This window comes from Actinocorallia herbida, from assembly GCF_003751225.1.
Taxonomy (GTDB): Bacteria; Actinomycetota; Actinomycetes; order Streptosporangiales; family Streptosporangiaceae; genus Actinocorallia; species Actinocorallia herbida.
Genome location: NZ_RJKE01000001.1, coordinates 4,209,458 through 4,233,597, shown reverse-complemented (window position 1 = coordinate 4,233,597; position 24,140 = coordinate 4,209,458). Strand labels below are relative to the sequence as shown.

Below are 24,140 nucleotides of genomic sequence, written 5' to 3'. Positions count from 1 at the left end.
AGGGCGGGTAGATCTCTCGTTGGTCCCGGGCCGCACGGGGTAGGGCTCATATATGGACGAAGCGGACAAGCGATGGGAGCCGGAGGAGACCCACGACAAGTTCTTCGCCCCCGTCACCCGCGGCGGGGACGCTCGAGGCCGCACGATCCCCTCCGAACGCGACAAACCCGGGGTGAGCGGCACCGGAGTTCGCGGTGTCACCAAGCCGGCCCCCGATTCCGGCACCGCCGACGAGGCGGGCGTGCGCGCGGCCGAGAAGCACGACGCGTCCCGCCGCCACCCCCGCAGGTCCCCCTGAACACCAGAAAGGCATCAGACCATGGACAAAAGCGGCAACAAGCACGGTGCCCGGCTGGACGAGGAGATGCGGCGCGAGACCCGGCCGCTCACCCGCAGCGGCGGCCCGGTGCGCTCCCGCCCGTGGGACGACCCGGAGCCGATCGACACCGACACCGGCCGCGATCCCACCGCCACCCTCGCCGATCTGCGCGGTGCCCCGCCCGGGCTCAGCCCGCAGGAGGTCGAGGAGCGCAGCGCGTTCGCGTCCCTGCTGGCGGGGATCCGGTACCCGGCGAGCCCCGGAAGCCTGGCGACGCACGTGCGGGACGCGGGCGGCCCGGACGTCGCGGTCGACCGCCTGTCGCAGCTGCCGGAACGGTCGTACCACGCGCTGCCCGAGGTCGTGCGGGACCTCGGCATCGGCCATGAAGACCGCCGCGTGTAGGCGGCCGTCATGAACCGCGAAAAGGACGACCGGACGATGGCCGACCGGCGCGCCGCACTCGGCATCCCGCAGGAGGAGGACGAGCCGGACTTCGCCGAGGAGCACGCGCCGGGCCCGTCCTTCCCGCCGATCGCGCCCGCCGACGGGCGCGGCGGGCAGGCCGAGGGATACGAACTGCAGACCCGCGTCTGACCGCCCGCCCGCCACCGGTAGGAACGCCGTCGTGTGGTGGAACAGCCTCTACCTGGACGCCGCCGTCAAGCAGATCCGCGCCGGCCGGTTCCCGGTGACGCAGGAGATGTGCGCGAGGTTGTCGCCGATCGCGTTCGAGCACATCAACTTCCTGGGCCGCTACGCCTTCACCCGAACCGATGCGGCGGCCGGGCTGCGGCCGTTCCACGATCCGCAGGCGCTCTGAACAGGGCCCAGCCGTGGAACGAAAGCCGCGCCGAGACCGACGCCCCCGGTCAGGGGACGGCTCCACTGCTGCCCCACGTCTCACCCGGCCGCAGTGACAGCACCCACCTGTTCGGCGCCGTCCTCGCCGGGAGGGCGGGGACGGCGCCGCGGTGTCCAAGGGCAGCGGGTGGGATGGGTCTGCTGTTCAGGGCCCTGCGCAACGCGTTCCCCGAGCCGAAGTGGAGCTCGCGGGTGTTCTTCGCGCTGGTCGGGGTCTCCGCCCGCGCCCGTCGGGAGGTCCTGTTGATCAGGCATCCGCCGCCGGCGGTAGCTGGTGGAGTTTCTCAATGGTGGCGCTGTGCGGTTTGGGACCGGCCCCTGTCAGCTTCCTGCGGCGCTGGCAAGGGCCGGGTGGCGGGTGTGGGTGTCGTGTCAGGGAAGGGGGGTGTCGGTGGGGAGGATCTCTTCGCGGGTGGCGTCGGCTTGGGCTTGGATGTCTTCCAGGACGGGGGCGGGGACGTCGTCGCGGAAGTGGTCGACGAGGCGGACGAGGACGGCGTCGGCTTCGGCGAGGTCGCCGGCTTTGGCGTGGACGGTGGCCAGGCGGCGCATGGCGGCGTTGAGGGTGATGTTGTTGAGGCCGTCGGGGCCGGTGGAGGCGTCGATGGCGGCGGTGAGCTGGGTGACGGCGTCCTTGGTGTCCGGGGGGCGGACTTGGATCCGGCCGTTGACGATGTGCTGGTAGTCGCGTCCGGCGTTCGCGCCCTGGGCGAGGTGGGAGTAGACGGCCAAGGGGTGGCCGGCGAACCGGTCCGACAGCTCGGCCAGGGCGTCGTTGCCGGCCTGGAGGGCGGGTGAGTCGGAGCCGAGCAGGGCCATCAGGGTGCCTGCCTGGTCGTCCATGAGCAGTTCTCCGGCGAACTGGTCGTCGCCGGTGAGGGGCAGCCGGATCCGGACGGTCAGGGTGTTGGACACGACGGTGGAGCCGTCGGGCGCGGAGTAGACGGCGCGGACGCGGTAGAGGCCGGGGTCGGTGAAGTACTGGCCGTCGGCGCCCGAGCCCAGGTAGGCCGACTCGTACAGGGCGGGCGCCTCGGCGGTCAGGTTGGTCAGGGTGTCCTCGCCGTGCCCCTTGCAGTGGCGGGCCAGCGGCCGGAACGGCCGGGTGACGCCGGAGGGGGCGGTGATGGCGATGGTGAGGTATTCGCTCTTGGGCGACAGCTCGCGGTGGACGATGACGTCACGGCCGTCGCGGGCCAGTTTGATCTCGATGGTGACCGGCTCGCCGTAGGCGAACGGCCGGGCCGACAGGGTGAGGGCCAGGCCGGAATCGTCGGCGATCGGGTCGTCCATCGCGGCCAGCGCCCGGTCGGTGGTGGCGTAGGCGGCGCTGCCCTGCGCGGCCCAGTTGGCTCCGCCGGGGATGATGTCGTAGCGGAAGGCGTGCCGCAGGTGGGCGAGCTCGTTGGGGGTGAAGGTGAACGGGAACCGCCTCCAGAAGACGTCCCAGCCGCTGCTGCCGTCCTCGGCGATGTACATGTTCCAGTACTGCATCCAGGACAGGTCGCCGCGGCCGTCGCGGAGGCCGAGCGGGGCGCCGGAGTCGTTCTTCTGCCACGAGTGCTGCAGGTTGAGGCAGTGGCCGAGCTCGTGGACGTACAGGCCCAGCTTGAAGTAGCCGCGTTCGTTGTTGATCTGGTCGTAGAAGACGGCCATGCCCTGCCGCTGCTTGCCCTCGTTGACGTCGAACATGACGCCCGTGCTGTTGTTGACGTGCTGGCTGGCCACGAACGCCCACAGCTTCCACTGCTCGGTCTCGGCGTGGCCGGAGAAGTTGTGGAGCATGGCGGTGTGCAGTTCGGAGTCCGACCACCTCAGGTCGATGCCGGAGTCGGCGGTGCCGACCTCGTTGACCGTGCCCGCGGCGCGCAACTCGATGCCGGCCTCGGCGAAGGCGGAGGCGATGGTCAGCTGCCGGTCGGCGTAGTCGGGCGGGCCGGCCTCCGCATCGGTGGCGGTGTTGTAGGAGGCCAGCGCGGCCCGGCCGGCCATCGCGTCGATCTCCAGGTCGATGGTGCGCAGGTGCACCGACTGGTAGGGCAGATCGTAGGTGGCGGTGTTGCCGTCGTCGAAACGAAACTCCACCCGCAGGGCGGGGTCGGAGGCGGACTGCGCCACCCGCGGAATGGTGATCTTGGCGGTGCAGCCGACCCAAGCCGGTTTCCACTGCACCCTGCCGGTGGCGGTCACCCCGGTGGCCGAGACGGCGATGTCCGGCGTGCTGACGCGGAAGGAGTACAGCGGGCTTCGCGTCGCGCCGCTGATCTGGTCGATGTCGCCGCTGAACTGCCGCGTCGCGCCCAGGCCGTCCAGATCGCCGCGCACGGTGACCGGGTTGGGCGCGGCCGAATTGCCCCAGCGGCCCACGATCGGTTTGTACTGCGTGGTGTAGGGCGCGGGCAGTTTCGCCAGCTCGGGCAGCACCGTGGTGAGCGCGCCGGTCTGCTCCGGGCCGGTGTTCCAGTTGAACACGCACCCGTTGCCGCCCTTGATCAGCAGGCTGCGCTTGGCACCCGCCACGCTCGGCAGCGGCAGCACGTGGTCGTAGTCGCGCAGCCACTCGGCCGGCAGGCGCGCCCAGCCCGCGGTCGGCTGCGCGCCCTCGTAGATCCGGCAGTCCCGGGTGGATCCGGTCGCCCAGTCGATGGTGGCGACCCGGTCGCCCTTGAACACATACGTCCGCCAGGCCGCCGACTCCTCGACCGAGTCCATCAGCAGGGCGTCGACGTCGGACCTGTACCCGGCGGGCAGCATCGTGTTCCAGGTCGGGCCGCCTTTGGCGAGGGCCGTCCACGGCCCGTTGCTGACGACCTTGTTGTCCCAGTGGTACCAGCAGGCCTGGTCGCCCTTGAAGAACACCGTCTGCCAGGATCCGCCGGTGGTCGGGAGCATCAGCATCCCGTCGCACGCGCTCTTGAACGGCTCGGGGATCGCGTTCAGCTTCTCCGAGTCGAACCCGCCGATCAGGCCCTCGTACCTGATGTTCGTTCCCGAGGTCGCCACGAGGCGGTCCCCCCGCAGGAACATCCCGTGGAACGCATCGGACGGCAGTGCCGCCGCCGAGTTGAAGCCGGTGTTCTTGTACCGCATGAATCCCATCGCCGTGCCTCCCGGCCGTCGCGAATCGCCGGCAGACCCTGATGGATCCACCGGCCTGCGGCATGTCCGGCCCCAGGGCCGGGCAGCCCGGGACGACCGGGAAAGAAGAACGCGATCACCTGGCGCACCGCATCGTCGAAGCGTGGTCGGGCTCCGACGCCACCAGAACCATGCTCACTTTCGGTGAGTACGGGAGCACTTTCCGGGCCGTCCGCGGACAGCGTGCATCACCTCCCCGAACACCACAAACACCGAAATTTCCCTATATCCAACCCCTCCGCGTCCCGAACTGCGTCACCCTCCGCGCCCGAACAGCCGGCCTCGCCGCCAAGGACATCGATCACCGGGACTTCTTGAGGAGACAGGGCGGGAACTCTGTGACTGGACTTCCATTCCTGAGAAGTTCTCCGCGAGGTCGGAATGCACCGCCGCCGGGCATCTCCTCCGGCGAAACGGCCGCCGCCGACGTCCCCGCCCGCCCCGCCACCTCCCGGCGACGCACGGCCAAGAGGAGACGAGAGCCGCGCCGATGCCGTGACCGGATCGGTGACGGCCCCACGCAAGCCCGGGCTTTCGGATCACTCATGTACGCGATAACGGATTATTATCGCTTACATGAATGCCGAACGATCGTTGCCGACCCGGGGATCCGCCCCGACGCACGATGCGCGGCTCGGGCACGTTATCCGGTACATCGCGCCCGCGCCGGGCGGCCGCCGATGAGCGCGGCAGGCGCGAAGGCCACCGCCCTGCGAGGCGGCGTTGTCACCCTCGCCGACGCGTCGGATGAGTTCCTGTCGACGCACCGGGTCGCCAACGACAACACCCGCCGCGCCTACGCCTCGGCGATCGACCGGACCATCGGCGCGGTCGGCGGCCGCGACCGGCTCCTGGCCGACGTCACCGACACCGAGATCGGCGAGGCGCTCACCGCGCTGTGGGGCGGGTGCGCGCCGGCGACCTGGAACCGCAACCGCGCCGCGGTCTCCTCCTGGCTCACCTGGTGCGCGAGCAAGAAGCGGTGGGCGGCGCCGTCGATCCCCGCCGACGCCGAACGGCGGCGGGAGAACGTCGACCACACCAAGGCCGTCGCGAAGACCCGACTGGAGCGGCTGCTGTCCCGGCGCGACATCCCGCTGCGCGACAAGACGCTCTACCGGATGCTGTACGAGACCGCCGCCCGCACCAGCGAGGTCCTCTCCCTCGACGTGCAAGACCTCGACCTGGAGAACCGGCGCGCACCGCTCACCTCCAAGGGCGGCGACACCGAATGGGTCTACTGGGACGCCGGCACCGCCTGCCTGCTGCCCCGCCTGCTGCGCCTGCCCGACGGCCATCCCGACGGGCCCGTCCGCACTCGAGGACCACTCTTCCTCGCCGACCGGCGCCCCGTCCCCGCCCGGCGGCCCGGACCCGAGCACATCTGCCCGCACACCGGACGGCCCCGCCTCGGCTACGACCGCGTCCGCGTCCTCATGGACACCCACCTCGGCCTCGACCCCCACCAGCTCCGCCATTCGGCCGCCACCCACCTCGGCGAACAGAAGGTCCCCCTCCAGCTCATCATGGCCAAGACCCGCCACAAGAACCCCCGCACCGCCATGCGCTACACCCGACCCGGCGGCGGCGAAGCCGTCGCCGAGATCACCGGCATCCTCGCCCCACCCCGCCGCACCCACTGAACACACATCGACACAAGGCCAGAACCGACTCCGTTGGATTCACGACCGTTCCTCAGCCGACCCCTGGAGGCCGCCCGTTCTTAGGGAAAGTCGGCGGGCACCGCCCCGTCTACGACGACGACAAACGCGCCGCCGTCCTCGACCGCCTCAGGCCGCTACCGCCACAATCCGTTCCGATCCTCCTCGCGGGCCTATCTGCGCACGGCTCCGGTCGGCGGATCCGTGCGTCGACCGGGTCGGCGACACGGCCCGGCTGGCCGCGGCGGTGCGGGCCGCGGGCACGGCGCCGCCGCTGGAGCTGGCGGGGGTGCTGCTGGCCGGGGCCGACTTCGCCGGGTGCCGCCCGGACGCGGGCGATTTCACCGGCGCGGTCTTCGACGGCGGCGCGGACTTCTCCGACACCTGGTGGCATCGGCCCGCGGTGTTCACCGGCGCCCGGTTCTCCGGTGATCTGGAGTTCGCGCGCTCGGTCGTCGGCGGCCGCGCCGATTCACGGGTGCGATGTTCGAGGAGGCCGCGGTGTTCGGCCGGACCCGGTTCCGCACTCGGGCGTCGTTCGACCGGGCGGTGTTCGGCGACGTGGCGTGGTTCGGGCGGGGCGAGTCGTCCCTGGCGGAGCACGATCCGGCCTGGGAGGCGCTCGAGGACGTGCCGGTGTGGCCCGCCGAGCCCGGGGAGGACGATCCCGGCTGGCCGGTGGCGGTGCCGGTTGAGGACTACCAGGACCTCCTGGAGGGCGGAGACGGGGCGAGGTTCGGCGCGGCGGCGTCGTTCCGGGAGGCCCGGTTCGGCTCGTGGGCGTGGTTCGGCAAGGCGCGGTTCGGCGGTGCCGTCTCCTTCGCGGGGGCGGTGTTCGAGGGCGAGGTGGTCCATCTGGCGGACCCGTGCGCGGATCTCGCGGGGGCGCGGCGCCGGAGGCGGACGGGCTGTGGCCGTTCGGCTGGACCGGCCCGGCCGCCCGTCCGTCCGGCCGGTTCCGACCCGGAGGTCCGGCATGAGGCGGTCGCCGAGATCGTCGCGGCTGGGGACCGCTCCCCCGTGCTGCGGCCGTCGGTCCTGCTGGCGCTGTGCGCCTATCTGCGCCGCCCCTGGCCCGTCGGCGACACGGGCGCGAGGAGGCGGTGCGGCGGGCCGTCCAGGACGTCCTGGCGGAGCGGGCGCGGCCGTCGTCCGGGTGGGAGAAGGTCGACCTGTACCTGTCGGGCGCCCGGCTCGTCGATTTCGACCTGTCGGGGGCGCGGGCCCGTTACGGGGACTTCACCGGCGCGCAGTTCCACTTCGTCACGCGGTTCGACGGGGCGGAGTTCGCCTCGCGGGCCGATTTCCGTCTCCCCTCGACCGGTGACGGCGTCGCGTCCTTCCACGGGCCCGTGTCGTTCGAAGGCGCGGTGCTGGGGCGGGACGCTTTGAGGGGTGCGTCTTCCACGGATGAGGCCGGTCACGCGGGCGCCCTTCGTAGACTCGGGGGCATGGACCTGGCGAAGATCGACGCGATCCTGTTCGACATGGACGGCACCCTCGTGGACTCCGATGCTTCGGTGGAGCGGTCCTGGACGCAGTGGTCGGCCGCCTATGGGGCCCCGTTGGCGCGCGTCCTGGAGGTAGCCCACGGCAGTCCCTCGGAGGTGACGATCCGGCTCCTGTTCCCGGACTGGGACGCCGAGACCGTCGCGGAGGCCGCCGCCCGTCAGCTGGCGCCCCAGTACGAGGACCTGTCCGACGTGGTCCCCACCCCCGGCGCGCACGCCCTCCTGGCGCGTCTGGAGGAGATCGCGATGCCCTGGGCCGTCGTCACCAGCGCCGACCAGCGCCTGGCCAAGGCCCGTCTGGGCGCCTGCGGAATCATCCCGCCGCTCCTGATCACCACCGATGAGATCAGCCGGGGCAAGCCCGACCCCGAAGGCTTCCTGCGCGCCGCCGCCGAGCTCGGCCTGCCCCCGTCCCGCTGTCTCGTCGTCGAGGACTCCGCACCCGGCGTCGCCGCCGGCCGCGCCGCGGGCTCTCCCGTCGCCGCCCTCAAGGGCCTGCACGCCGATCTCGACCTCACCGGCGGCCTCCCCGACCTCCTGTCCCTCCTCCCGCCCCGCTAGCCCGCCCGCGCCTTCACCCCGCAGGACCCCGCTCCTGCTCCCTTGGCGGGTTTTGGGGGGTGTTGAGGGGTGCGTTCCGCTCGCGTGGGGCGGCGCGGGGTATGCGCGCTTGTGAGAACGCGGCTTCGACGAAGGGGACTGCATGGGCAGGCACGGGGGTGCGCGGTGAAGGCGGGGCATGTGCCGGGGCGGCTCGCCGCGGGGGCGTACATCCTGCATTCGGGGCTCGGGAAGTGGAGCGGGGACGAGCAGGAGGCGGCGGGGGTGCACGGGATGGCCGCCAGCGCGTACCCGTTCCTGGGGCCGGTGCCGCCGAGGAGGTTCCTGAAGGCGGTCGCGGCGGCGGAGATCGCGACGGGGACGCTGCTGCTGACGCCGTTCGTGCCCGCGTTCGTGGCGGGGGCGGCGCTGGCGAAGTTCTCGGCCGGGCTGCTCGGCATGTACTGGCGGACGCCCGGGATGCACAAGCCGGGCAGCATCTGGCCGACGCAGGAGGGCATGGCCGTCAGCAAGGACGTGTGGCTGCTGGGGATCGGCCTGGGCCTGGTCGTCGACGGCCTGGCCGGTCGCCGGGCGGCCCGGTCGGGTTCCTGACGGTACGATCCGGTTCCCCGGGCGCGTTCCCTGTCACATCGCTGGTGCGTCGTCCATGTGTAAGGCAAGGACGACGAAAGGGACACCACGATGCGCTACCTGATGCTCTCCGAGGCCGGCGGCAACGCGCCCGACGAGAAGCTGTTCGCCGAGATGGGCGCGTTCGTCGAGGAGATGACGGCCAAGGGCGTCCTGCTCGCCACGGGCGGCCTGGCCCCCGACCCGACCGTGCTGTCCTCGGTGGGCGAGGACATCACCGTGACCGACGGCCCGTTCGCCGAGTCCAAGGAGGCCGCCGCCGGGTTCGCCCTGGTCGAGGTGACTTCCCGCGAGGAGGCGCTGGAGCTGGCCCGCCGGTTCCGCCGGATCGTCGGTGACGGCCGCAGTGTCATCCACCAGGTCTTCTGACCGCCGATGGACGCCGTCCGCGCCCGCCTGGACGCGGTCTGGAAGCTGGAGTCCGCGACGATCGTCGCCGCCGCGGCGGCGATCGCCGGGGATGTCGGCGCGGCCGAGGACTGCGCGCAGGAGGCGCTGCTCGCCGCACTCGACTCCTGGCCGAAGACGGGCGTGCCGGACAATCCCGGCGCTTGGCTGACCGCGGTCGCCAAGCGCCGGGCGCTGGACCACCTGCGGCGGCTGCGCCGCACGGAGCCCGACAGCGACGCCGTCGCCCGCGCGGGCGAGGAGGAGGAGCCGGGCGCGGAGGCCGAGGGTGATGAGGTCCTGCGGCTGATGCTGGTCACCTGCCATCCGGTGCTGCCGACGCGCGAGCGCGTGGCGTTGACGCTCCGGCTGGTGGGCGGCCTGTCGGCGGCGGAGATCGCGCGGGCGTTCCTGACGACCGAGCCCGAGGTCGTGCGGCGGATCGCCGGTGCGCGGGCGTCGCTGGCCCGGGCGGGGGTGGCGTTCGACCGGCCGGAGGGCGCGGAGTTCACGACGCGGCTGCGGTCGGTGCTGGGCGTGGTCTACCTGGTGTTCAACGAGGGCTACTCCGCGACGTCCGGCGCCGACCTCCTGCGGCCCGACCTGGTGCGGGAGGCGCTGCGGCTGGGCCGGACGCTGGCGGCGCTCGCGCCGGGCGAGAGCGAGGCGCACGGGCTGGCGGCGCTGATGGAGCTGCAGGCGTCGCGGTCGGCGGCGCGGGTCGGCCCGGACGGGCTGCCGGTGCCGCTGCACGAGCAGAACCGCGGCAGGTGGGATCCGCTGCTGATCCGGCGGGGGTTCACCGCGATGCTGAAGGCCCGCGATCTGGGCGGGCCGCCGGGCCCGTACCTGGTGCAGGCGGCGATCGCGGTGTGCCACGCGCAGGCGTCCGGGGAGGCCGACACCGACTGGCGGAAGATCGCCGCGCTGTACGGCGCGTTGGAGGCTCTGCTGCCGACGCCGGTGGTCCGGCTGAACCGGGCGGTGGCGGTCGGCCGCGCGGACGGCCCGCAGGCGGGTCTGGCGCTGCTGGACGGGCTGACGGCCGATCCGGCGTTGCAGGACTACCATCTGCTGCCCGCGGTGGCGGCGGACCTGCTGGAACGGGCGGGCCGCCCGGCCGAGGCGCGGGTGCAGTACGAGCGGGCCGCGGCGCTGACCGCGAACGGGCCCGAGCGGCTGTTCCTCGCGCGCCGCGCCGCCGCGTGCGGGGCGGCGCGCTCGCCGGGGCCGCTTCTCGGTGCGGCCGCGGCGGCGTTCCTGGCCGGTCTGGAAGGCGAGACCGCCCGTTCCTACGGCCAGACGCTGCGCCGGCTGTGCCGGACGCTGGGCGAGGCGCTCCCGCTGGCCGGGGTCGACGCGGCGTCCGTCGCGCGGGTGGCGGCGACGGCGTGGGGCGGCGCCGCGCCCCGGACCTGGAACCGGCACGCCTCGGCGCTGCGGTCGTTCGCGGCGTGGGCGGACCGTCCGGATCTCGCGGCGTCGCTGTCGCGCCGCCCGGTCGGCCGGGAGCGCGTCGCGCCGTTGGAGGGGGCCGTGCTGGCGCGGGTGCGGGCGCTGCCGGGCGTGGCCGTGCGCGAGCGCGTCCTGTGGCTGCTCCTGCAGGAGTCGGCGGCGCCGGTCCGCGCGGTGCTGGCGTTGAACGTCGAGGACGTGGACGTGTCCGCGCGCCGTGCGGGCGCGATCGGCTGGTCGGCCGGGACGGCGCGCCTGCTCCCCGCCCTCCTGGGCGCGCGTACCCGCGGCCCCCTGTTCCTGACCGACCGCCGTCCGGGTCCGGCCCGCACCCCGTCCGATCCGCGGGATCTGTGCCCGGACACGGGCAGGTCCCGTCTGTCGTACGGGCGCGCGGAGTACCTGTTCAAGCGGGCGACGGCCCCGTTGGACCCGTCCGGTGAGGGTTTCACGCTGCGCTTGCTGCGCCCGTCCCGTCCGGCCTGACCGTCCCTGTCCTGATCTCCGCCTTATCCCCCATACATCTATAGTGCTAGTTAACTAGATGAATGGAGGTGTGCCGGTGATCGAGTTCCATCTGGACGCCCGCTCCGGCCTCTCGCCCTATCAGCAGATCGTCCGGCAGGTGCGGCACGCGCTGCGGCTGGGCCTGCTGCGGGAGGGCGATCGCCTGCCGACGGTGAAGGAGGTGGTGGCGATACTGGCGATCAACCCCAACACGGTCCTCAAGGCCTACCGGGAGCTGGAGCACGACGGGCTGGTCACCGCCCGCCAGGGGCTCGGCACGTTCGTCACCGCGACGCTCGCGGACGCCTCGCTCGCCGCGCACGAGCCGCTGCGCAAGGAGCTGCGCCGCTGGCTCGCCAAGGCCCGCATGGCCGGCCTCGACGACGAGAGCATCGAGGCCCTGTTCCAGGACACGTTTCAGGCCGCCACCCGGGAGGAGACCGCATGACCGCCCCCGTCCTTCGGGCCCGTGACCTCGGCAGGAGGTACGGGCGCAGGCACGCGCTCCAAGGCTGCACCCTCGACATCCCCGCAGGGCACGTCGTCGGCCTCGTCGGCCCCAACGGCGCCGGCAAGACGACGCTCCTCAGCCTCGCCGCGGGGCAGCTCGCCCCGACGTCCGGGACCATCGAGGTGCTCGGGCGGACGCCCGCCGCGACCCCGGGCCACCTCGCACGGGTCGGTTTCGTCGCCCAGGACACCCCGACCTACGCCGGGCTGACCATCGCCGAGCACCTGCGGCTCGGCGCGCGCCTCAACCCCCGCTGGGACGCCGCCCTGGCGGCCGACCGCATCGCCCGGCTCGGCCTCGACCCGTCGGCCAAGGCGGGAAGGCTGTCGGGCGGGCAGCGCGCGCAGCTCGCCCTCACCCTCGGCGTCGCCAAGCGGCCCGAGCTGCTGATCCTGGACGAGCCGGTCGCGGCGCTCGACCCGCTGGCGCGCCGCGAGTTCCTGCGGAGCCTCATGGAGGCGGTCGCCGAGCAGGAGATGAGCGTCGTGCTGTCGTCCCACCTGGTCGCGGACCTGGAACGGACCTGCGACCACCTGGTCGTGCTCGTGGCCTCCCGCGTCCAGGTCTGCGGCGAGGTCGAGGAGCTCCTGGCCACCCACCACCGGCTGACGGGCCCGCGCCGCGACGCCGACCGGCTGCCGGCCGACCAGCACGTGGTGTCGGCGAGCCACACCGACCGGCAGTCCACGTTCGTCGTCCGGACGTCCGGGCCGATCCTCGACCCGGCGTGGAAGGTCAGCGGGGTCGACCTGGAGGACCTCGTCCTGGCCTACATGTCCGCCGACGCGCAGGCGCCGGCCCGGCCCGTCCTGGAGGTGCGCCGATGATCTGGCTGACCCTGCGGCAGTTCCGTCCCTCGGCGCTGGTGGCGGGCGTCATGCTCGCGGCGCTCGCGGGTCTCCTCGCGCTGACCGGGCCCGGCCTGGCCGACGACTGGGCGGACGGGACCGCGGAGTGCGCGGCCACGGGCTGCGACTCCTTCATCCGGCTGTACCTCACCGAGCACCAGACCATGCGGGTGGCGCTGTCGACGGTGGTGCTGCTGGTCCCCGCGCTGATCGGCCTGTTCTGGGGCGCTCCGCTGGTCGCGCGGGAGCTCGAGGCGGGCACCCACCGGCTGGTGTGGAACCAGAGCGTGACCCGCACCCGCTGGCTCGCGGTCAAGCTCGGCGTGGTCGGCGCGGCCTCGGCCGCGGTATCGGGCCTGGTCAGCCTCGCGGTGTTCTGGTGGGCGAGCCCGCTGGACGAGGCCGCCGTCGACGAGCTGCCGCGGATGTCGCCGTTCATCTTCAGCGCGCGCGGGATCGTGCCCGTGGCGTTCGCGGTGTTCGCGTTCGCGCTGGGGGTCGCGGTCGGCATGGTGGCGCGGCGCGCCCTCGTCGCGATGGCGGTGACCCTCGCGGTGTTCGCCGTGGTGCAGGTGGCGATGCCGTTGCTGGTCCGCCCGCATCTGGCGGTTCCGGTGGAGCAGACGGTCACGGTGACGCCGGACAACCTGGCGGGGCTCCATTCCCAGGGCCCCGGCACGCCGTTGCACGTCAGCACCGATGCCCCGGCGGGCGCCTGGGTGCTGGCGAACGAGACGGTGGACTCCTCGGGCCGGGTGAGCGAGACCGTGCCGCTGCGCATCGGCGAGGGGCCGTGTGCGACGGAGGGCGCGCGGGGCCCGTCGGAGCAGTGCATCGCCGCGATCGGGGAACTCGGCTACCGGCAGCGTCTCGTCTACCACCCGGCGGGCCGGTTCTGGGCCCTCCAGTGGGCCGAGAGCGGCGTCTACGCGGGCCTGACCGCCCTCCTCGCGGGATTCTCGTTCTGGTGGCTGCGCCGCCGCGTCTCCTGAGGACCGACGAGTGCGGGCCCCACCCGGTCGGGTGGGGCCCGCACCCCGTTCCGGACATGATCACCGAAGGGCGTTCGAAAGAGTGGAACAGCGTTGACCTGTGACACGCCTTACACCTACCGTTCGCCGTGAACTTTTGTGCGCTCGGCGCACACATCCCCCAGGGTTCGTGGAGGCCACCCATGCTTCGCATCTTCTCCAGACTCGCCGGGACGGCCGCGGCGGCCGTACTACTGCTCGGCGCCGCGGCCTGCGGCGGCGCCGATGACGGCGGCGACGGCGACGACAAGGTCAAGGTCGGCGTCATCCCCATCGTCGACGTCGCCCCCATCTACCTCGGCAAGGACAAGGGCTTCTTCTCCTCCCGCGGCATCGACCTCACCCTCGACAGCGCCCAGGGCGGCGCGGCGATCGTGCCGGGCGTCGTCAGCGGCCAGTTCCAGTTCGGGTTCAGCAACGTCACCTCGCTGCTCATCGCGCAGACCAAGAACGTGCCGGTCAAGGCCGTCGCCAACGGCGTCGCCTCCACCGGCGAGGCCGGCGCGGACTTCGGCGCGGTCGTGGTGAAGAAGGGCAGCCCGATCACCTCCGCCAAGGACCTCGCGGGCAAGAAGGTCTCGGTCAACACCCTCAAGAACATCGGCGACACCTCGGTCCGCGAATCGGTCCGCAAGGACGGCGGCGACCCGTCGAAGGTCGAGTTCGTCGAGATCGCGTTCCCGCAGATGCCCGCGGCGCTCGACGCGGGCCAGGTCGACGCGGCGTGGATGGTCGAGCCGTCACTGTCGCAGGCCAAGGCCGCGGGCGCGGTCGAGATCGCCTCGAACTTCGTCGACGTCGCGCCGAACCTGACGGTCGCGCTGTACTTCACCTCCGAAAAGACCATCGCCGACGACCCCGACCTCGTCCGGCGGTTCACCGAGGCGATGAAGGAGTCACTGGCCTACGCCGACGCCAACCCGGCCGAGGTCCGCCGCATCCTCACCACCTACACCAAGATCGACGCCGCGACGCTGGACACCATGCGGATGCCGCGCTGGCCCGCCGAGCCCGACCGGCCCTCGCTCCAGGCGCTGTCGGCGCTCGGCCAGAGCGACGGCCTGTTCGCCACCGCCCCCGACCTCGACGCGCTGCTTCCATGACGAAGGCGAAATCCGCGCCCGTACCGCACCGGGCCCAGGGGCCCGGTGCGGTACGCGGCCCTCTGCTCGGCGCGGCGGGCCTGGCCTGCCTCCTGCTGGTCCTGGAGGCGGTCCCGAGGCTCGGCCTGGTCGACGACGCCTACCTGGCGCCGACCAGCCGGATCGCCGTCGCGCTCGCCGGCGAGGCGGGCGACGGCGAGTTCTGGACGGCCGTCGGCGACACCCTCACCGCGTGGATCGTCGGCCTGGCCATCGCGGTGGCCGCCGGGATCGTCGTGGGGGTCGTCCTCGCGACGGTCCCGTACCTGCGGGAGGCGACGTCCTCGACCGTGGAGTTCCTGCGGCCGATCCCGTCCGTCGCGCTCATCCCCCTGGCCATGCTGCTGTACGGCACCGGCCTGCGCTCGACGCTCCTGCTGGTCGTCTACGCGTCGTTCTGGCAGATCCTCATGCAGGTGATGTACGGCGTCCAGGACGTCGACCCGGTCGCCGAGGAGACCGCCCGCGGCTACGGCCTCGGCCGGTGGGCCAGGATCCGCCATGTGGTGTGGCCGTCGGCGCTGCCGTACGTGATGACGGGCGTGCGCCTGGCCGCGGCAGTCGCGCTGGTCCTCACCATCACCGCCGAGCTGATCATCGGCTCACCCGGGCTCGGCACCCGCATCGCGGTCGCCCAGAACTCCGGCGCGGTGCCCGACATGTACGCACTCGTCCTGGTGACGGGGCTGCTCGGCGTCACCATCAACGTCGGCGCGCGGATGCTGGAGCGGCGCGCGCTGCGCTGGCACCAGTCGGTGCGCGGGGAGGTCGCCCTGTGAGCGCCGCGAAGACCGCCGGGCCCGGTGGCAAGGGCGGCGCCGTGAAGTCCCTGGCCGTGCGCGCGCTTCTGGCGTTCGGCCTTCCCGGCGTGCTCCTGGCCGCCTGGTGGCTGTTCAGCGCCGGATCGACCGACATCTACTTCCCGCCCCTTTCCGAGATCTTCGCGGCCTTCGGCAGGGAGTGGACCGGCGAGCGCCTCACCCACGATGTGCTGCCCAGCGTCAGCCGCCTCCTCGCCGGGTACGGCCTCGCCGCGATCATCGGCGTCGCGGCGGGCCTGGCGATCGGCTCGTCGCCGACGATCCGGTCCTTCACCGAACCGGCGCTGGAGCTGCTGCGGGCGGTGCCGCCGCCCGTCCTCGTCCCGGTCATCATGCTGTTCGCCGGGATCGGCGACGGCATGAAGGTGTTCGTGATCGTGTCCGGCTGCGTCTGGCCGGTCCTGCTCAACACCGTCGAGGGGGTCCGCGCGGTCGACTCCGTGCAGCGCGAGACCGCCCGCTCCTACGGCATCACCGGCCCGGCGCTGCTGCGCAGCCTGGTGCTGCCCGCGGCGTCGCCGCAGATCTTCGCGGGGCTGCGCCAGGCCCTGTCGATCGGCATCATCCTGATGGTCATCAGCGAGATGTTCGCCGCGTCCTCCGGGCTCGGCTTCACCATCGTGCAGTTCCAGCGGTCGTTCGCCATCCCGGAGATGTGGAGCGGCACCCTCGTCCTCGGCCTGCTCGGGGTGGCGCTGTCCCTGCTGTTCCGCCTGGGCGAATCCCGCGCCCTGGCCTGGTACCACGGCCACCGCCGCACCCGGAGGGCGCAATGAGTCTCCAAGCAAGGAAGGGCTCCGCGATGCTCGACGTCCGCGGCCTCAACAAGGTCTACGCCGACCGGCACCGCACGGTGGAGGCGGTAGGCGACCTCACGTTCGCGCTGCGCCAGGGGGAGCTGGCCTGCCTGGTCGGCCCGTCGGGCTGCGGCAAGACCACCCTGCTGCGGTGCGTGGCGGGCCTGCTCGCCCCCACGGCCGGGTCCGTCTTCCTGGACGGCAGGCCGGTGACGGGCCCGCCGCCCGGCATGGCGGTGGTGTTCCAGGAGTACGGGCGGAGCCTGTTCCCGTGGATGACCGTCCGCGACAACGTGGAACTGCCGCTCAAGCACAAGAAGATCGCCAAGGGCCGGCGCCGTGAACTCGTCGACCGGGCCCTGGCCGCGGTCGGCCTGCCCGACGCGCACGCCGCCTACCCGTGGCAGCTGTCCGGCGGCATGCAACAGCGCGTCGCGATCGCCCGCGCCGTCGCCTACGAGCCGCAGGTCCTGCTGATGGACGAGCCGTTCGCCGCGGTCGACGCGCAGACCCGCGCCGATCTGGAGGACCTCATCCGGCGGCTGTGGCGGGAACTGGACATGACGATCCTGTTCGTCACCCACGACATCGACGAGGCCGTCTACCTGGGCGAACGGGTCCTCATCCTGTCGGCGTCGCCCACCCGGGTCCAGGACGACGTCGCGATCGGCCTGCCCGACGACCGCGACCAGCTCACCACCCGCGCCCTCCCGGAGTTCACCCGGCTGCGCACCCACGTCTACGAGCGCATCCAGGCGGCCAGGCTCGCCAAGACCGCGCGGGGCTAGGCCTCCTGCGGGCGCCGGGATCGCGGGGCGGCCCGCGATCCCGGCGCCGCGCCCCGCGCGGCCACACCAGGACGCGGGCGCGCCGCCGCCCGACCGCCGGAATCCCCGCACGAAGGTCACCGCGAAGCCCTTTCCGCCGCGCCCCGGCCGGACCGCCCGTGATCTTGATGAGTGAACGGCACGGAATTCCGCGCATTCGGCGCACCCTCTCCATGAATGGACCGTTCCGCCGCAGTAAATGCGGAAGAAACAAAGCCGCCGGGCCTTGCCCCGCTTTCCATTCCACCGGCATGATCACTCCTTGTCTTCGCGGCGGTCGTCGCACCGGAACACGGAAACGCTCTTCTTTCGCCCACGGAAAGGACCGAACGATGACTTCAGCGCCCGAGACCCCGCTGTGGCTGCGGGGCCGCGAGGCAGTGATCGCCGCGACCCCCGCCGAGCATTGGCGGGACGGGGAGACCCCCGACTACCACCTGTCGCATGAGATCATGCCCGGCCAGCGGACGTCCTTCCCCTCGGAAGGCTCCCTGGAGGCCATCGTCGAAAGCATCGTCCAGGTCTTCGAGATGGAGGTGTCCTACAAGAAGGAGCCCGCCACCTGGGTGTCCATGGTGACCGAGCGGTTCCGCACCAACGTCAACGGCGGCCCGTGGGCCGACCCCGCCGCGATCGCCGACCAGGGCAGCTACAACATCCTCATCGGCGACAGCCCCTTCTACGCCGCCGAGACCTTCGAGTCCTCCCATCACGTCTTCCACACCGCATTTCCCACCGGCTTTTACTGGGAAGTCCTCGAAGTCCTCTCACCCCCTCCCGTCATCGCCTTCAAATGGCGGCACTGGGGCGCTTTCACCGGCGAATACAAAGGCCGCCAGCCCACCGGCGAGACCATCGAGATGTTCGGCATGAGCGTGGCCCGCGTCAGCGCCGACCTCCGCCTGGAAGAGGTCGAGCACTACTACGACCCCAACTCCTTCCTCGGCAACCTCACCGGCGGCTGCCCCCTGTCCACCTGACGCCCCGCGGCGTCCGGGACACCGGGCCGGTGACGACCGAAGGCCCGACGGGGCGGCGAGCGGACGGCGAGCGGCCCTGGATCTCCTGCGAGAGGCCGCCACCGAGCCGACGACGGCCCGCGCGGCGCTCGACCCGCTGGCCGAGCCGCGCCGGCGACTCGCGCTCGACGTGGTGGTGCGGGCCGCCGGGCGGGCCGAGACTCCGCCGGCGTTGGCGATCAGCGCCTGCGCCTCCGATGGAAGGGTCCACGAGCGGGCGGTCCGGCTGCTGCCGAAGGAAGAGGACCTCCTGCCGCTGTTCGCGGTGCACGCCACGAACTGGGTCCCCTCGGTCCGGAGCGCGGCGCTGTACCGGCCGGCCGATGTCCTGGCCGGCCCGCGCCCCGCTTCGTCGCCCTGCCGACGGCTGCGCGGGCGGAACGGGCGCGCTCGGTCGGACGCCGCGCTGCTGCGCGTCCCCGACCGGCTGGATCGGCCGGGGGCGCCCCTGGCCGCTTCCCGAACGCGGCCCCGATCACGCCGTCGGCCACCTCACCGAGGCGCTGCGTCTCCTGGTGGCACGAGCACGGGACGAGAGGCATCCGGACAGGCCGTGAAGCGGCCGTCCGGGGGCGCTCAACCGGGGTTGTCGTGGACGTGGGCCGCGGTTCGGTCGGCGGGGGCGGACAGCGGTTCGGCCGTCAGGTCGGCGGGGGCGGCGGCGGGGTGGGAGGGGGCGATGGTGATGAGGAGGTGTTTCGTCAGGGGCTGGTCGCTCTGGGTGCTGAAGTCGCCGGTGGCGCACAGGACGTTGAGTTCTGGCATGTAGCCGATGGCGCTGCCCCGGGGGAGGTCGTAGGGCAGGGCGGTGTAGCCGTGGACGGTGCGGCGGGTGCCGTCGCGGGCGATGGAGGTGATGTCGATGAGGGTGTGCGGGGCGAGGTTCCGTTCGGCCATGTCGGCGCGGTTGAGGAACAGCGCGGTGCGCAGGTTGGCCAGGCCGCGGTAGCGGTCGTGGTCGGTGTAGATGGTGGTGTTCCACTGGTCGTGGGACCGGACGGTGGCCAGCACGAGGTGTCCCGCGGGCGGGACGGCAGGGGTGAGCGGCGCGCTGGCGAACTCGGCCTTGCCCGTGGGGGTGCGCCAGACGCGTTCGCGGGCGGGTTGGGCGAGCCGGAACCCGTGGGGGCGGCGGACCCGCCGGTTGAAGTCCTCGAACCCGTACAGGACATGGGACATGGTGTCGCGGATGCGGTCGTAGTCGTCGGCGTAGTCCTCCCAGGGGGTGGCGCTGTGCGGGAGGGTCGCGCGGGCCATCCCGGCGAGGATCGCGGGCTCCGACATCAGATGGGGCGAGGCGGGGTCGCGCCGGCCGATCGACAGGTGGACCATGCTCATGGAGTCCTCGACGGTGACGCCCTGGACGCCGCCGGGCCGCATGTCGCGCTCGGTGCGGCCCAGGCACGGCAGGATGAGGGCGCGCCGCCCGTGTTCGAGGTGGCTGCGGTTGAGTTTGGTGCTGACCTGGACGGTCAGGTCGAGGCCGCGCAGGGATTCCGCGCTGCGGACGGTGTCGGGGACGGCGAGCGCGAAGTTCCCGCCGAGCGCCACGAACGCCTTGACGCGGCCTTCGCCCATGGCCTGGAGGGTCCGGACGACGTCGAGGCCCGGCGTGCGGGGCGGGGTGATGCGGCAGACCTCGGCGAGCCGGTCGAGGAAGTCGGCGCCGGGGTGGTGGTCGATGCCGCAGGTCCGGTTTCCCTGCACGTTGCTGTGCCCGCGGATGGGGCAGGCTCCGGCGCCTTCGGTGCCGATGTTGCCGCGCAGCAGCAGCACGTTGGCGATCTCCCGGATGGTGTCGACGCCGTGCTCCTGCTGGGTGATGCCGAGGCACCACGCGATGACCGTCCGCCTGGAGGCGCGGTAGACGCGCGCGGCGGCGCGGATGACGGCCTCGGGCACGCCGGATTCGTCCACGATGAGCGCCCACGGGGTCGACTCGACCAGGGACCGGTAGGCGGCCAGGCCGTCGGTGTGGCGGGCGAGGAACTCGGTGTCGAGCGCGCCGGGGTCGGCGGCGGCCATCTCCAGCAGGGCCTTGGCGAGGCCGCGCAGGAACGCCTGGTCCCCGGCGATCCGCGGCTGGATCGACATCGTGCCGGTCGGGGTGGCGTGCAGGGTGCCCATGGCGACGAACTCGTGCGGCACGATCGTCTTGCGGGAGGCCGCCTCGACCATCGGGTTGACGTGCACGATGTCGGCGCCGTTGCGGTAGGCCTTGGCGAGCGCGGTGAGCATGCGGGGCGCGTTCGAAGCGGCGTTCGCGCCGATGACGAAGATCGCCTCCGCCTTGTCGAAGTCGTCGAGGTCGACGGTGCCCTTGTTGGTGCCGATGGAGGCCTCCAGGGCTTTTCCACTGGCCTCGTGGCACATGTTGGAGCAGTCCGGCAGGTTGTTCGTGCCGAACTCGCGCACCCACAGCTGGTACAGGAACGACGCCTCGTTCGACAGCCGCCCGGAGGTGTAGAACGCGGCCTCGTCCGGGGAGGCGAGGCCGCGCAGGGTCTCGCCGACGGTCGCGAACGCCGCATCCCACCCGATCGGGACGTACCGGTCGGTGGCGGGGTCGTAGGCCATCGGCTCGGTGAGGCGCCCGGCGGCCTCCAGCGCGTGGTCGCTCCAGCCGCGCAGCTCGGTGACGGTGTGCGCGGCGAAGAACTCGCGGCCCGCCCGGTGATGGGTCATCTCCCAGGTGGCGTGCTTGACGCCGTTCTCGCAGATGTCGAGTCTCAGGCCGTGCTGGTCGTCGGGCCAGGCGCAGCCGGGGCAGTCGAACCCGCCGTCCTCGTGGTTCATCTTGAGGATCGCCCCGGTACCGGCGAGGGGCTCGCGGGTGCGGTACAGGACCTCGCCGACGCTGCGGGCCGCGCCCCATCCGGCGGTCGGGTGCGTGTCGGGCCGGAACGTGAACCCGCCGCCCCGGTGCGGCCCCCGCCCGGGATTCGGCTCCCCCGCCGTGCCGATCCCGAATTCGTCGCGCTTGCCCGACTCGTCCCGCTCGCTCATGTCCGGTTCCCTCGCCGGACCCGCACCCCGCTACGCCCCGGACCCCGCCAAGATTCCCGCAAGATCCCCGGCGCACCCCCACGGAGACGCCCCACCGGGGAGGGCGCGGCGCGCGGAAGGCGCTGCCGGGCGAAGGCCGCGTCAGCGGTCGACGAGCGCCCCACGCCGCGGCCGTCAGCCTTCGGTGGCCGTCCGGGTGCCGGGTGTGCGCAGGGCGGCGAGGGGCTGGATTTGGCGGCCGTCGGGGGTGTGGTTGGCGGGGGCGAGCCAGGTGCGGAAGGCGCGCTTCGCGGCGGGCCATTCACGGTCCAGGAGGGAGTACCAGGCGGTGTCGCGGTTGCGGCCCTTGTAGACGACGGCCTGCCGGAAGACGCCCTCGAAGGTGAAGCCGAGGCGTTCGGCGGCGGCGCGGGAGGGGGCGTTGAGGCTGTCGCACTTCCACTCGTAGCGGCGGTAGCCCAACGTGTCGAAGACGTAGGACATCAGAAGGAACTGAGCCTCGGTGGACAGGGGCGACCGGCGCATCGGCGGGGAGAACGCGATGCCGCCGACCTCGATGACGCCGTGTGCGGGGTCCTGCCGCATCAGCGCGAGCGTGCCGACGGCCTGGCCGGAGTCCGTGGCGACCACGGCGTAGTGGCGGGGGTCGGCGCTGCGGGAGGCGCCGTCGGCCCAGGCCCGGTAGTCGGCGGCGGTCGCGAACGGGCCGGCCGTCAGGTACGTCCAGTCGCGGTCGTCGGGCGCGCTCCGGTAGGCCGCGTGCAGATCCGCGGCGTGCCGCGCGGGGTCCAGGGGCTCGACCCGGCACCGGGTCCCCTCCAGGACGACGGGTCCGGGCGGCCGGCGCGGCTCCCAGCCGGGCAGCGGATCGCCGATGGGCTGCCCGTGGGCGTTGAGCGGCATCGCTCCTCCTTGTCAGGTCCCGGCAAGGCTACGGGGCGGCCCGCCGTGCCCGCGCGGACGTCCCGTGCCCGTGGTCACGGCGGTGGCGCGGGTCAGGAGGCGCGGGGCTGGACGGCAGGCGTGCCGGTCGCCTCGGCGATCTGGTCGAGGGACAGGTCGAGGGCTCCGGCGAGGGCGGAGATGGTGAAGAACGCGGGGGTGGGGGCGCGGCCGGTCTCGATCTTGCGGAGGGTCTCGGGCGAGATGCCGGCGCGCGCGGCGATCTCGGTCATGGGCCGGGGGCCGCGGGCACGGCGCAGGAGTTCGCCGAGGAGTTCGCCGCGGAGCCGCTCTTGCGGGGTCAGGGGTGGTCGCACCATGGACGTGATACTAATACCGGTATAACTATTGGTCCAGTCGAGTGGCGGGAGTGTCGCGATGGTGGAGATGAAGAGCCGGGCGGATCTGGCGCGGATGCGGGAGGCCGGAAGGGTCGTGGCGCGGGCCCTGGCCGCGGCCCGGGACGCCGCGGCGGTCGGCGTGTCCCTCCTGGAACTCGACGAGGCGGCCCGCGCCGTGCTCCAGGACGCCGGGGCCTCCTCCCCGTTCCTGGGCTACCGGCCGTCGTTCGCGCCCACCCCGTTCCCCGCGGTGATCTGCACCTCGGTCAACGACGCGATCGTGCACGGCATCCCCACCGCCTACAGGCTGCGCGACGGCGATCTCGTCAGCCTCGACTGCGGCGCCCACCTGGACGGCTGGACGGGCGACGCCGCCATCAGCTTCACCGTCGGCACGCCCCGCCCCGAGGACGTCGAGCTCATCGCCCGCACCGAGGCGGCACTGCACGCCGGTATCGCGGCGGCCGTGGCGGGCGCCAGGATCGGCGACATCTCCGCCGCGATCGGCGCCGTCGCCAAGGACGCCCGCTGCGGCATGCCGCGCGACTTCGGCGGCCACGGCATCGGCCGCACCATGCACGAAGACCCGCACGTGCCCAACCGGGGCAAGCCGGGCCGCGGCTACCCCCTCAAGCCGGGCCTGACCCTCGCGATCGAGCCGATGCTCATGGCGGGCGGCTCCGACTTCTACGGCACCGACCCCGACGGCTGGACCCTGCGCACCTCCGACGGGTCCAGGGCCGCCCATGTGGAGCACACCGTCGCCGTCACCGAGGACGGCCCACAGATCCTCACCCTGCTGTAGCAGGGGCCGGGCGGCCGACGCCGGGCGCCGCCCGGGCCGGATCAGACGAACGCCTCGATGAGGGTCCACACGCACAGGCCGAGCATGCACACGCCGCCGATCCGCTGCACGACCTTCAGCGGCACCCGCTTGGCGATGAACCTGCCGACCAGCAGGGCCAGCGCCGAGACCGTCATGAGGGCGGCGGCGGCGCCGATCGCGGTCGGCAGGGCGGGGTTGGTGGCGGCGAGGTTGGCCGTGGTGATCTGGGTGAGGTCGCCCCACTCGCTGATGAACACCGCCATGAAGGCGGTCGTGTAGACGGGCCAGAACCCGGTGACGATCTTGCCGCCGCCCGCCTCGTCGGCCTCGTCGCCGCCGCCGTCCCCGCGCAGCAGGAGGAACGCGCCGAACCCGAACAGGGCCGCCGACACCAGCTTCACCAGGAGTTCGGGCAGCAGGCCCAGGAGGCTGCCCGCGCCGATGGCGATCGCCACGTGCACGATGAAGGCCGTCGACGTGCCGAACCACACGTACAGGGGCTTCATGCGCGTGCCCATGGCCAGGGACGCGAACATCGTCTTGTCCGGGAGTTCGGCCAGGAAGATCAGGCCGAACGCGGTGAACATCGCGAGGAAATCGAAGGACATGCGCTGTCTTTCCGGAGGTGCCGGACCTCACGGAACCCCCGGGGGAGACGACACCGTTCGGCCCGGCACGACGATGACGCCCGTCGAACGGCGGGCGCCGGTCATGCCTTGCCGAAGGTCTCGTCCACCACCCTGAGCGGGTGGCCCGATGGCCGGGCCGCCAAAGACGGCCAGTATGTCGACACACCGGTATCGCGGGACTACTCCCCTTCGCGGTATCCAGTGTAGGGCACCCCGCAACCTCCGGTTTCACCCGCGCGGCGGCCCCGTGCCCGTCGCGCCCCTCCGCCCCGACCTGCCCGTCCGACGGGGCCCGCCTCGGGCGGGGGCCGCCCGCGGGGCCGGATGTGCATCATGCATATGATGGCGCGGTCCGCGTGATCCC

The 24,140-nt window shown here is 72.7% G+C and carries 23 protein-coding genes and 2 pseudogenes; 20 read left to right on the top strand and 5 right to left on the bottom strand.

What is annotated here, in order from left to right; translation table 11 throughout:
• Positions 1-52 precede the first annotated feature (52 nt).
• From EDD29_RS19545 to EDD29_RS19530, 4 genes are read left to right on the top strand one after another with little or no spacing between them, the layout of a single operon-like run.
• A complete protein-coding gene (locus tag EDD29_RS19545; protein ID WP_123665794.1) occupies positions 53-298 on the top strand; it encodes a hypothetical protein in 246 nt (81 codons plus the stop codon).
• A gap of 21 nt (positions 299-319) precedes the next feature.
• The gene (locus EDD29_RS19540; protein ID WP_123665793.1) at positions 320-724 is read left to right on the top strand and encodes a DUF2795 domain-containing protein; all 405 of its coding nucleotides are present in this window, start codon (positions 320-322) and stop codon (positions 722-724) included.
• A gap of 9 nt (positions 725-733) precedes the next feature.
• Positions 734-916 (top strand): hypothetical protein, encoded by a 183-nt coding sequence (locus EDD29_RS19535; protein WP_123665792.1) that lies wholly within the window; start codon positions 734-736, stop codon positions 914-916.
• A gap of 31 nt (positions 917-947) precedes the next feature.
• A complete protein-coding gene (locus EDD29_RS19530) occupies positions 948-1,142 on the top strand; it encodes a Tn3 family transposase (protein WP_123665791.1) in 195 nt (64 codons plus the stop codon).
• A 413-nt stretch (positions 1,143-1,555) separates the two neighbouring features.
• Here the strand turns inward: EDD29_RS19530 and EDD29_RS19525 are convergent, their stop codons facing one another.
• Positions 1,556-4,282, bottom strand: a complete 2,727-nt coding sequence (locus tag EDD29_RS19525; protein ID WP_123665790.1) for a hypothetical protein — start codon at positions 4,280-4,282, stop codon at positions 1,556-1,558.
• A 719-nt stretch (positions 4,283-5,001) separates the two neighbouring features.
• Between EDD29_RS19525 and EDD29_RS19520 the strand changes: the two genes are divergently transcribed.
• From EDD29_RS19520 to EDD29_RS19450, 15 genes and pseudogenes are all read left to right on the top strand, one after another.
• Positions 5,002-5,964: a tyrosine-type recombinase/integrase gene (locus EDD29_RS19520; protein WP_123665789.1), complete on the top strand. Its 963-nt coding sequence runs from the start codon at positions 5,002-5,004 to the stop codon at positions 5,962-5,964.
• A gap of 265 nt (positions 5,965-6,229) precedes the next feature.
• A pseudogene (locus tag EDD29_RS48125) lies at positions 6,230-6,421 on the top strand (pentapeptide repeat-containing protein); the annotation flags it as partial.
• A gap of 44 nt (positions 6,422-6,465) precedes the next feature.
• Positions 6,466-6,801, top strand: a pseudogene (locus EDD29_RS48120) (pentapeptide repeat-containing protein); the annotation flags it as partial.
• Between the two features lie 284 nt (positions 6,802-7,085).
• Positions 7,086-8,054, top strand: coding sequence for an HAD-IA family hydrolase (locus EDD29_RS46975; RefSeq protein WP_246052859.1), 969 nt, complete (start codon positions 7,086-7,088; stop codon positions 8,052-8,054).
• A gap of 165 nt (positions 8,055-8,219) precedes the next feature.
• Entirely contained in the window at positions 8,220-8,648 is a 429-nt protein-coding gene (locus tag EDD29_RS19500) for a DoxX family membrane protein (RefSeq protein WP_123665786.1), read from the top strand.
• 90 nt (positions 8,649-8,738) lie between these two features.
• The gene (locus tag EDD29_RS19495) at positions 8,739-9,056 is read left to right on the top strand and encodes a YciI family protein (protein ID WP_123665785.1); all 318 of its coding nucleotides are present in this window, start codon (positions 8,739-8,741) and stop codon (positions 9,054-9,056) included.
• A 6-nt stretch (positions 9,057-9,062) separates the two neighbouring features.
• Entirely contained in the window at positions 9,063-11,015 is a 1,953-nt protein-coding gene (locus tag EDD29_RS19490; protein WP_123665784.1) for a sigma-70 family RNA polymerase sigma factor, read from the top strand.
• 76 nt (positions 11,016-11,091) lie between these two features.
• Positions 11,092-11,484 carry a GntR family transcriptional regulator gene (locus tag EDD29_RS19485; RefSeq protein ID WP_123670573.1) on the top strand — a complete coding sequence of 131 codons (393 nt, stop codon included), beginning with the start codon at positions 11,092-11,094 and terminating at the stop codon, positions 11,482-11,484.
• Positions 11,481-12,374: an ABC transporter ATP-binding protein gene (locus EDD29_RS19480; protein WP_123665783.1), complete on the top strand. Its 894-nt coding sequence runs from the start codon at positions 11,481-11,483 to the stop codon at positions 12,372-12,374. The genes EDD29_RS19485 and EDD29_RS19480 overlap by 4 nt, the downstream gene beginning before the upstream one ends.
• On the top strand, positions 12,371-13,387 hold the full coding sequence (locus tag EDD29_RS19475) for an ABC transporter permease subunit (RefSeq protein ID WP_123665782.1): 1,017 nt from the start codon (positions 12,371-12,373) through the stop codon (positions 13,385-13,387). The genes EDD29_RS19480 and EDD29_RS19475 overlap by 4 nt, the downstream gene beginning before the upstream one ends.
• A gap of 182 nt (positions 13,388-13,569) precedes the next feature.
• Positions 13,570-14,529, top strand: coding sequence for an ABC transporter substrate-binding protein (locus EDD29_RS19470; RefSeq protein ID WP_123665781.1), 960 nt, complete (start codon positions 13,570-13,572; stop codon positions 14,527-14,529).
• A complete protein-coding gene (locus EDD29_RS19465) occupies positions 14,526-15,347 on the top strand; it encodes an ABC transporter permease (protein WP_123665780.1) in 822 nt (273 codons plus the stop codon). The genes EDD29_RS19470 and EDD29_RS19465 overlap by 4 nt, the downstream gene beginning before the upstream one ends.
• On the top strand, positions 15,344-16,165 hold the full coding sequence (locus tag EDD29_RS19460) for an ABC transporter permease (RefSeq protein ID WP_211359800.1): 822 nt from the start codon (positions 15,344-15,346) through the stop codon (positions 16,163-16,165). Before EDD29_RS19465 ends, EDD29_RS19460 begins: the two co-directional genes overlap by 4 nt.
• Positions 16,162-16,974 carry an ABC transporter ATP-binding protein gene (locus tag EDD29_RS19455; RefSeq protein ID WP_425454977.1) on the top strand — a complete coding sequence of 271 codons (813 nt, stop codon included), beginning with the start codon at positions 16,162-16,164 and terminating at the stop codon, positions 16,972-16,974. The genes EDD29_RS19460 and EDD29_RS19455 overlap by 4 nt, the downstream gene beginning before the upstream one ends.
• Before the next feature lie 371 nt (positions 16,975-17,345).
• Positions 17,346-17,993 carry a SnoaL-like polyketide cyclase gene (locus EDD29_RS19450; protein ID WP_123665778.1) on the top strand — a complete coding sequence of 216 codons (648 nt, stop codon included), beginning with the start codon at positions 17,346-17,348 and terminating at the stop codon, positions 17,991-17,993.
• A 615-nt stretch (positions 17,994-18,608) separates the two neighbouring features.
• On the opposite strand, the gene EDD29_RS19445 is transcribed toward EDD29_RS19450, so the two are convergent.
• From EDD29_RS19445 to EDD29_RS19435, 3 genes are all read right to left on the bottom strand, one after another.
• A complete protein-coding gene (locus EDD29_RS19445; protein ID WP_123665777.1) occupies positions 18,609-21,038 on the bottom strand; it encodes an FdhF/YdeP family oxidoreductase in 2,430 nt (809 codons plus the stop codon).
• 174 nt (positions 21,039-21,212) lie between these two features.
• The gene (locus EDD29_RS19440) at positions 21,213-21,941 is read right to left on the bottom strand and encodes a GNAT family N-acetyltransferase (protein WP_123665776.1); all 729 of its coding nucleotides are present in this window, start codon (positions 21,939-21,941) and stop codon (positions 21,213-21,215) included.
• Between the two features lie 92 nt (positions 21,942-22,033).
• Positions 22,034-22,300, bottom strand: a complete 267-nt coding sequence (locus EDD29_RS19435) for a helix-turn-helix domain-containing protein (RefSeq protein ID WP_123665775.1) — start codon at positions 22,298-22,300, stop codon at positions 22,034-22,036.
• Between the two features lie 58 nt (positions 22,301-22,358).
• On the opposite strand from EDD29_RS19435, the gene map reads away from it, so the two are divergent.
• Complete coding sequence (gene map / locus EDD29_RS19430) at positions 22,359-23,126, top strand: type I methionyl aminopeptidase (protein ID WP_123665774.1); 768 nt, start codon at positions 22,359-22,361, stop codon at positions 23,124-23,126.
• Positions 23,127-23,167: 41 nt separating this feature from the next.
• Here map and EDD29_RS19425 read toward each other — a convergent pair whose 3' ends face one another.
• Complete coding sequence (locus EDD29_RS19425; RefSeq protein WP_123665773.1) at positions 23,168-23,755, bottom strand: TMEM165/GDT1 family protein; 588 nt, start codon at positions 23,753-23,755, stop codon at positions 23,168-23,170.
• Positions 23,756-24,140: the final 385 nt, after the last annotated feature.

Coding starts and splice junctions, on each gene's coding strand:
- EDD29_RS19465 (WP_123665780.1), top strand. CDS start 14,526: ATGACGAAGGCGAAATCCGCGCCCGTACCGCACCGGGCCCAGGGGCCC.
- EDD29_RS19480 (WP_123665783.1), top strand. CDS start 11,481: ATGACCGCCCCCGTCCTTCGGGCCCGTGACCTCGGCAGGAGGTACGGG.
- EDD29_RS19455 (WP_425454977.1), top strand. CDS start 16,162: ATGAGTCTCCAAGCAAGGAAGGGCTCCGCGATGCTCGACGTCCGCGGC.
- EDD29_RS19470 (WP_123665781.1), top strand. CDS start 13,570: ATGCTTCGCATCTTCTCCAGACTCGCCGGGACGGCCGCGGCGGCCGTA.
- EDD29_RS19445 (WP_123665777.1), bottom strand. CDS start 21,038: ATGAGCGAGCGGGACGAGTCGGGCAAGCGCGACGAATTCGGGATCGGC.
- EDD29_RS19495 (WP_123665785.1), top strand. CDS start 8,739: ATGCGCTACCTGATGCTCTCCGAGGCCGGCGGCAACGCGCCCGACGAG.
- EDD29_RS19450 (WP_123665778.1), top strand. CDS start 17,346: ATGACTTCAGCGCCCGAGACCCCGCTGTGGCTGCGGGGCCGCGAGGCA.
- EDD29_RS19440 (WP_123665776.1), bottom strand. CDS start 21,941: ATGCCGCTCAACGCCCACGGGCAGCCCATCGGCGATCCGCTGCCCGGC.
- EDD29_RS19525 (WP_123665790.1), bottom strand. CDS start 4,282: ATGGGATTCATGCGGTACAAGAACACCGGCTTCAACTCGGCGGCGGCA.
- EDD29_RS19475 (WP_123665782.1), top strand. CDS start 12,371: ATGATCTGGCTGACCCTGCGGCAGTTCCGTCCCTCGGCGCTGGTGGCG.
- EDD29_RS19540 (WP_123665793.1), top strand. CDS start 320: ATGGACAAAAGCGGCAACAAGCACGGTGCCCGGCTGGACGAGGAGATG.
- EDD29_RS19520 (WP_123665789.1), top strand. CDS start 5,002: ATGAGCGCGGCAGGCGCGAAGGCCACCGCCCTGCGAGGCGGCGTTGTC.
- map (WP_123665774.1), top strand. CDS start 22,359: ATGGTGGAGATGAAGAGCCGGGCGGATCTGGCGCGGATGCGGGAGGCC.
- EDD29_RS19425 (WP_123665773.1), bottom strand. CDS start 23,755: ATGTCCTTCGATTTCCTCGCGATGTTCACCGCGTTCGGCCTGATCTTC.
- EDD29_RS19535 (WP_123665792.1), top strand. CDS start 734: ATGAACCGCGAAAAGGACGACCGGACGATGGCCGACCGGCGCGCCGCA.
- EDD29_RS19490 (WP_123665784.1), top strand. CDS start 9,063: ATGGACGCCGTCCGCGCCCGCCTGGACGCGGTCTGGAAGCTGGAGTCC.
- EDD29_RS19435 (WP_123665775.1), bottom strand. CDS start 22,300: ATGGTGCGACCACCCCTGACCCCGCAAGAGCGGCTCCGCGGCGAACTC.
- EDD29_RS19545 (WP_123665794.1), top strand. CDS start 53: ATGGACGAAGCGGACAAGCGATGGGAGCCGGAGGAGACCCACGACAAG.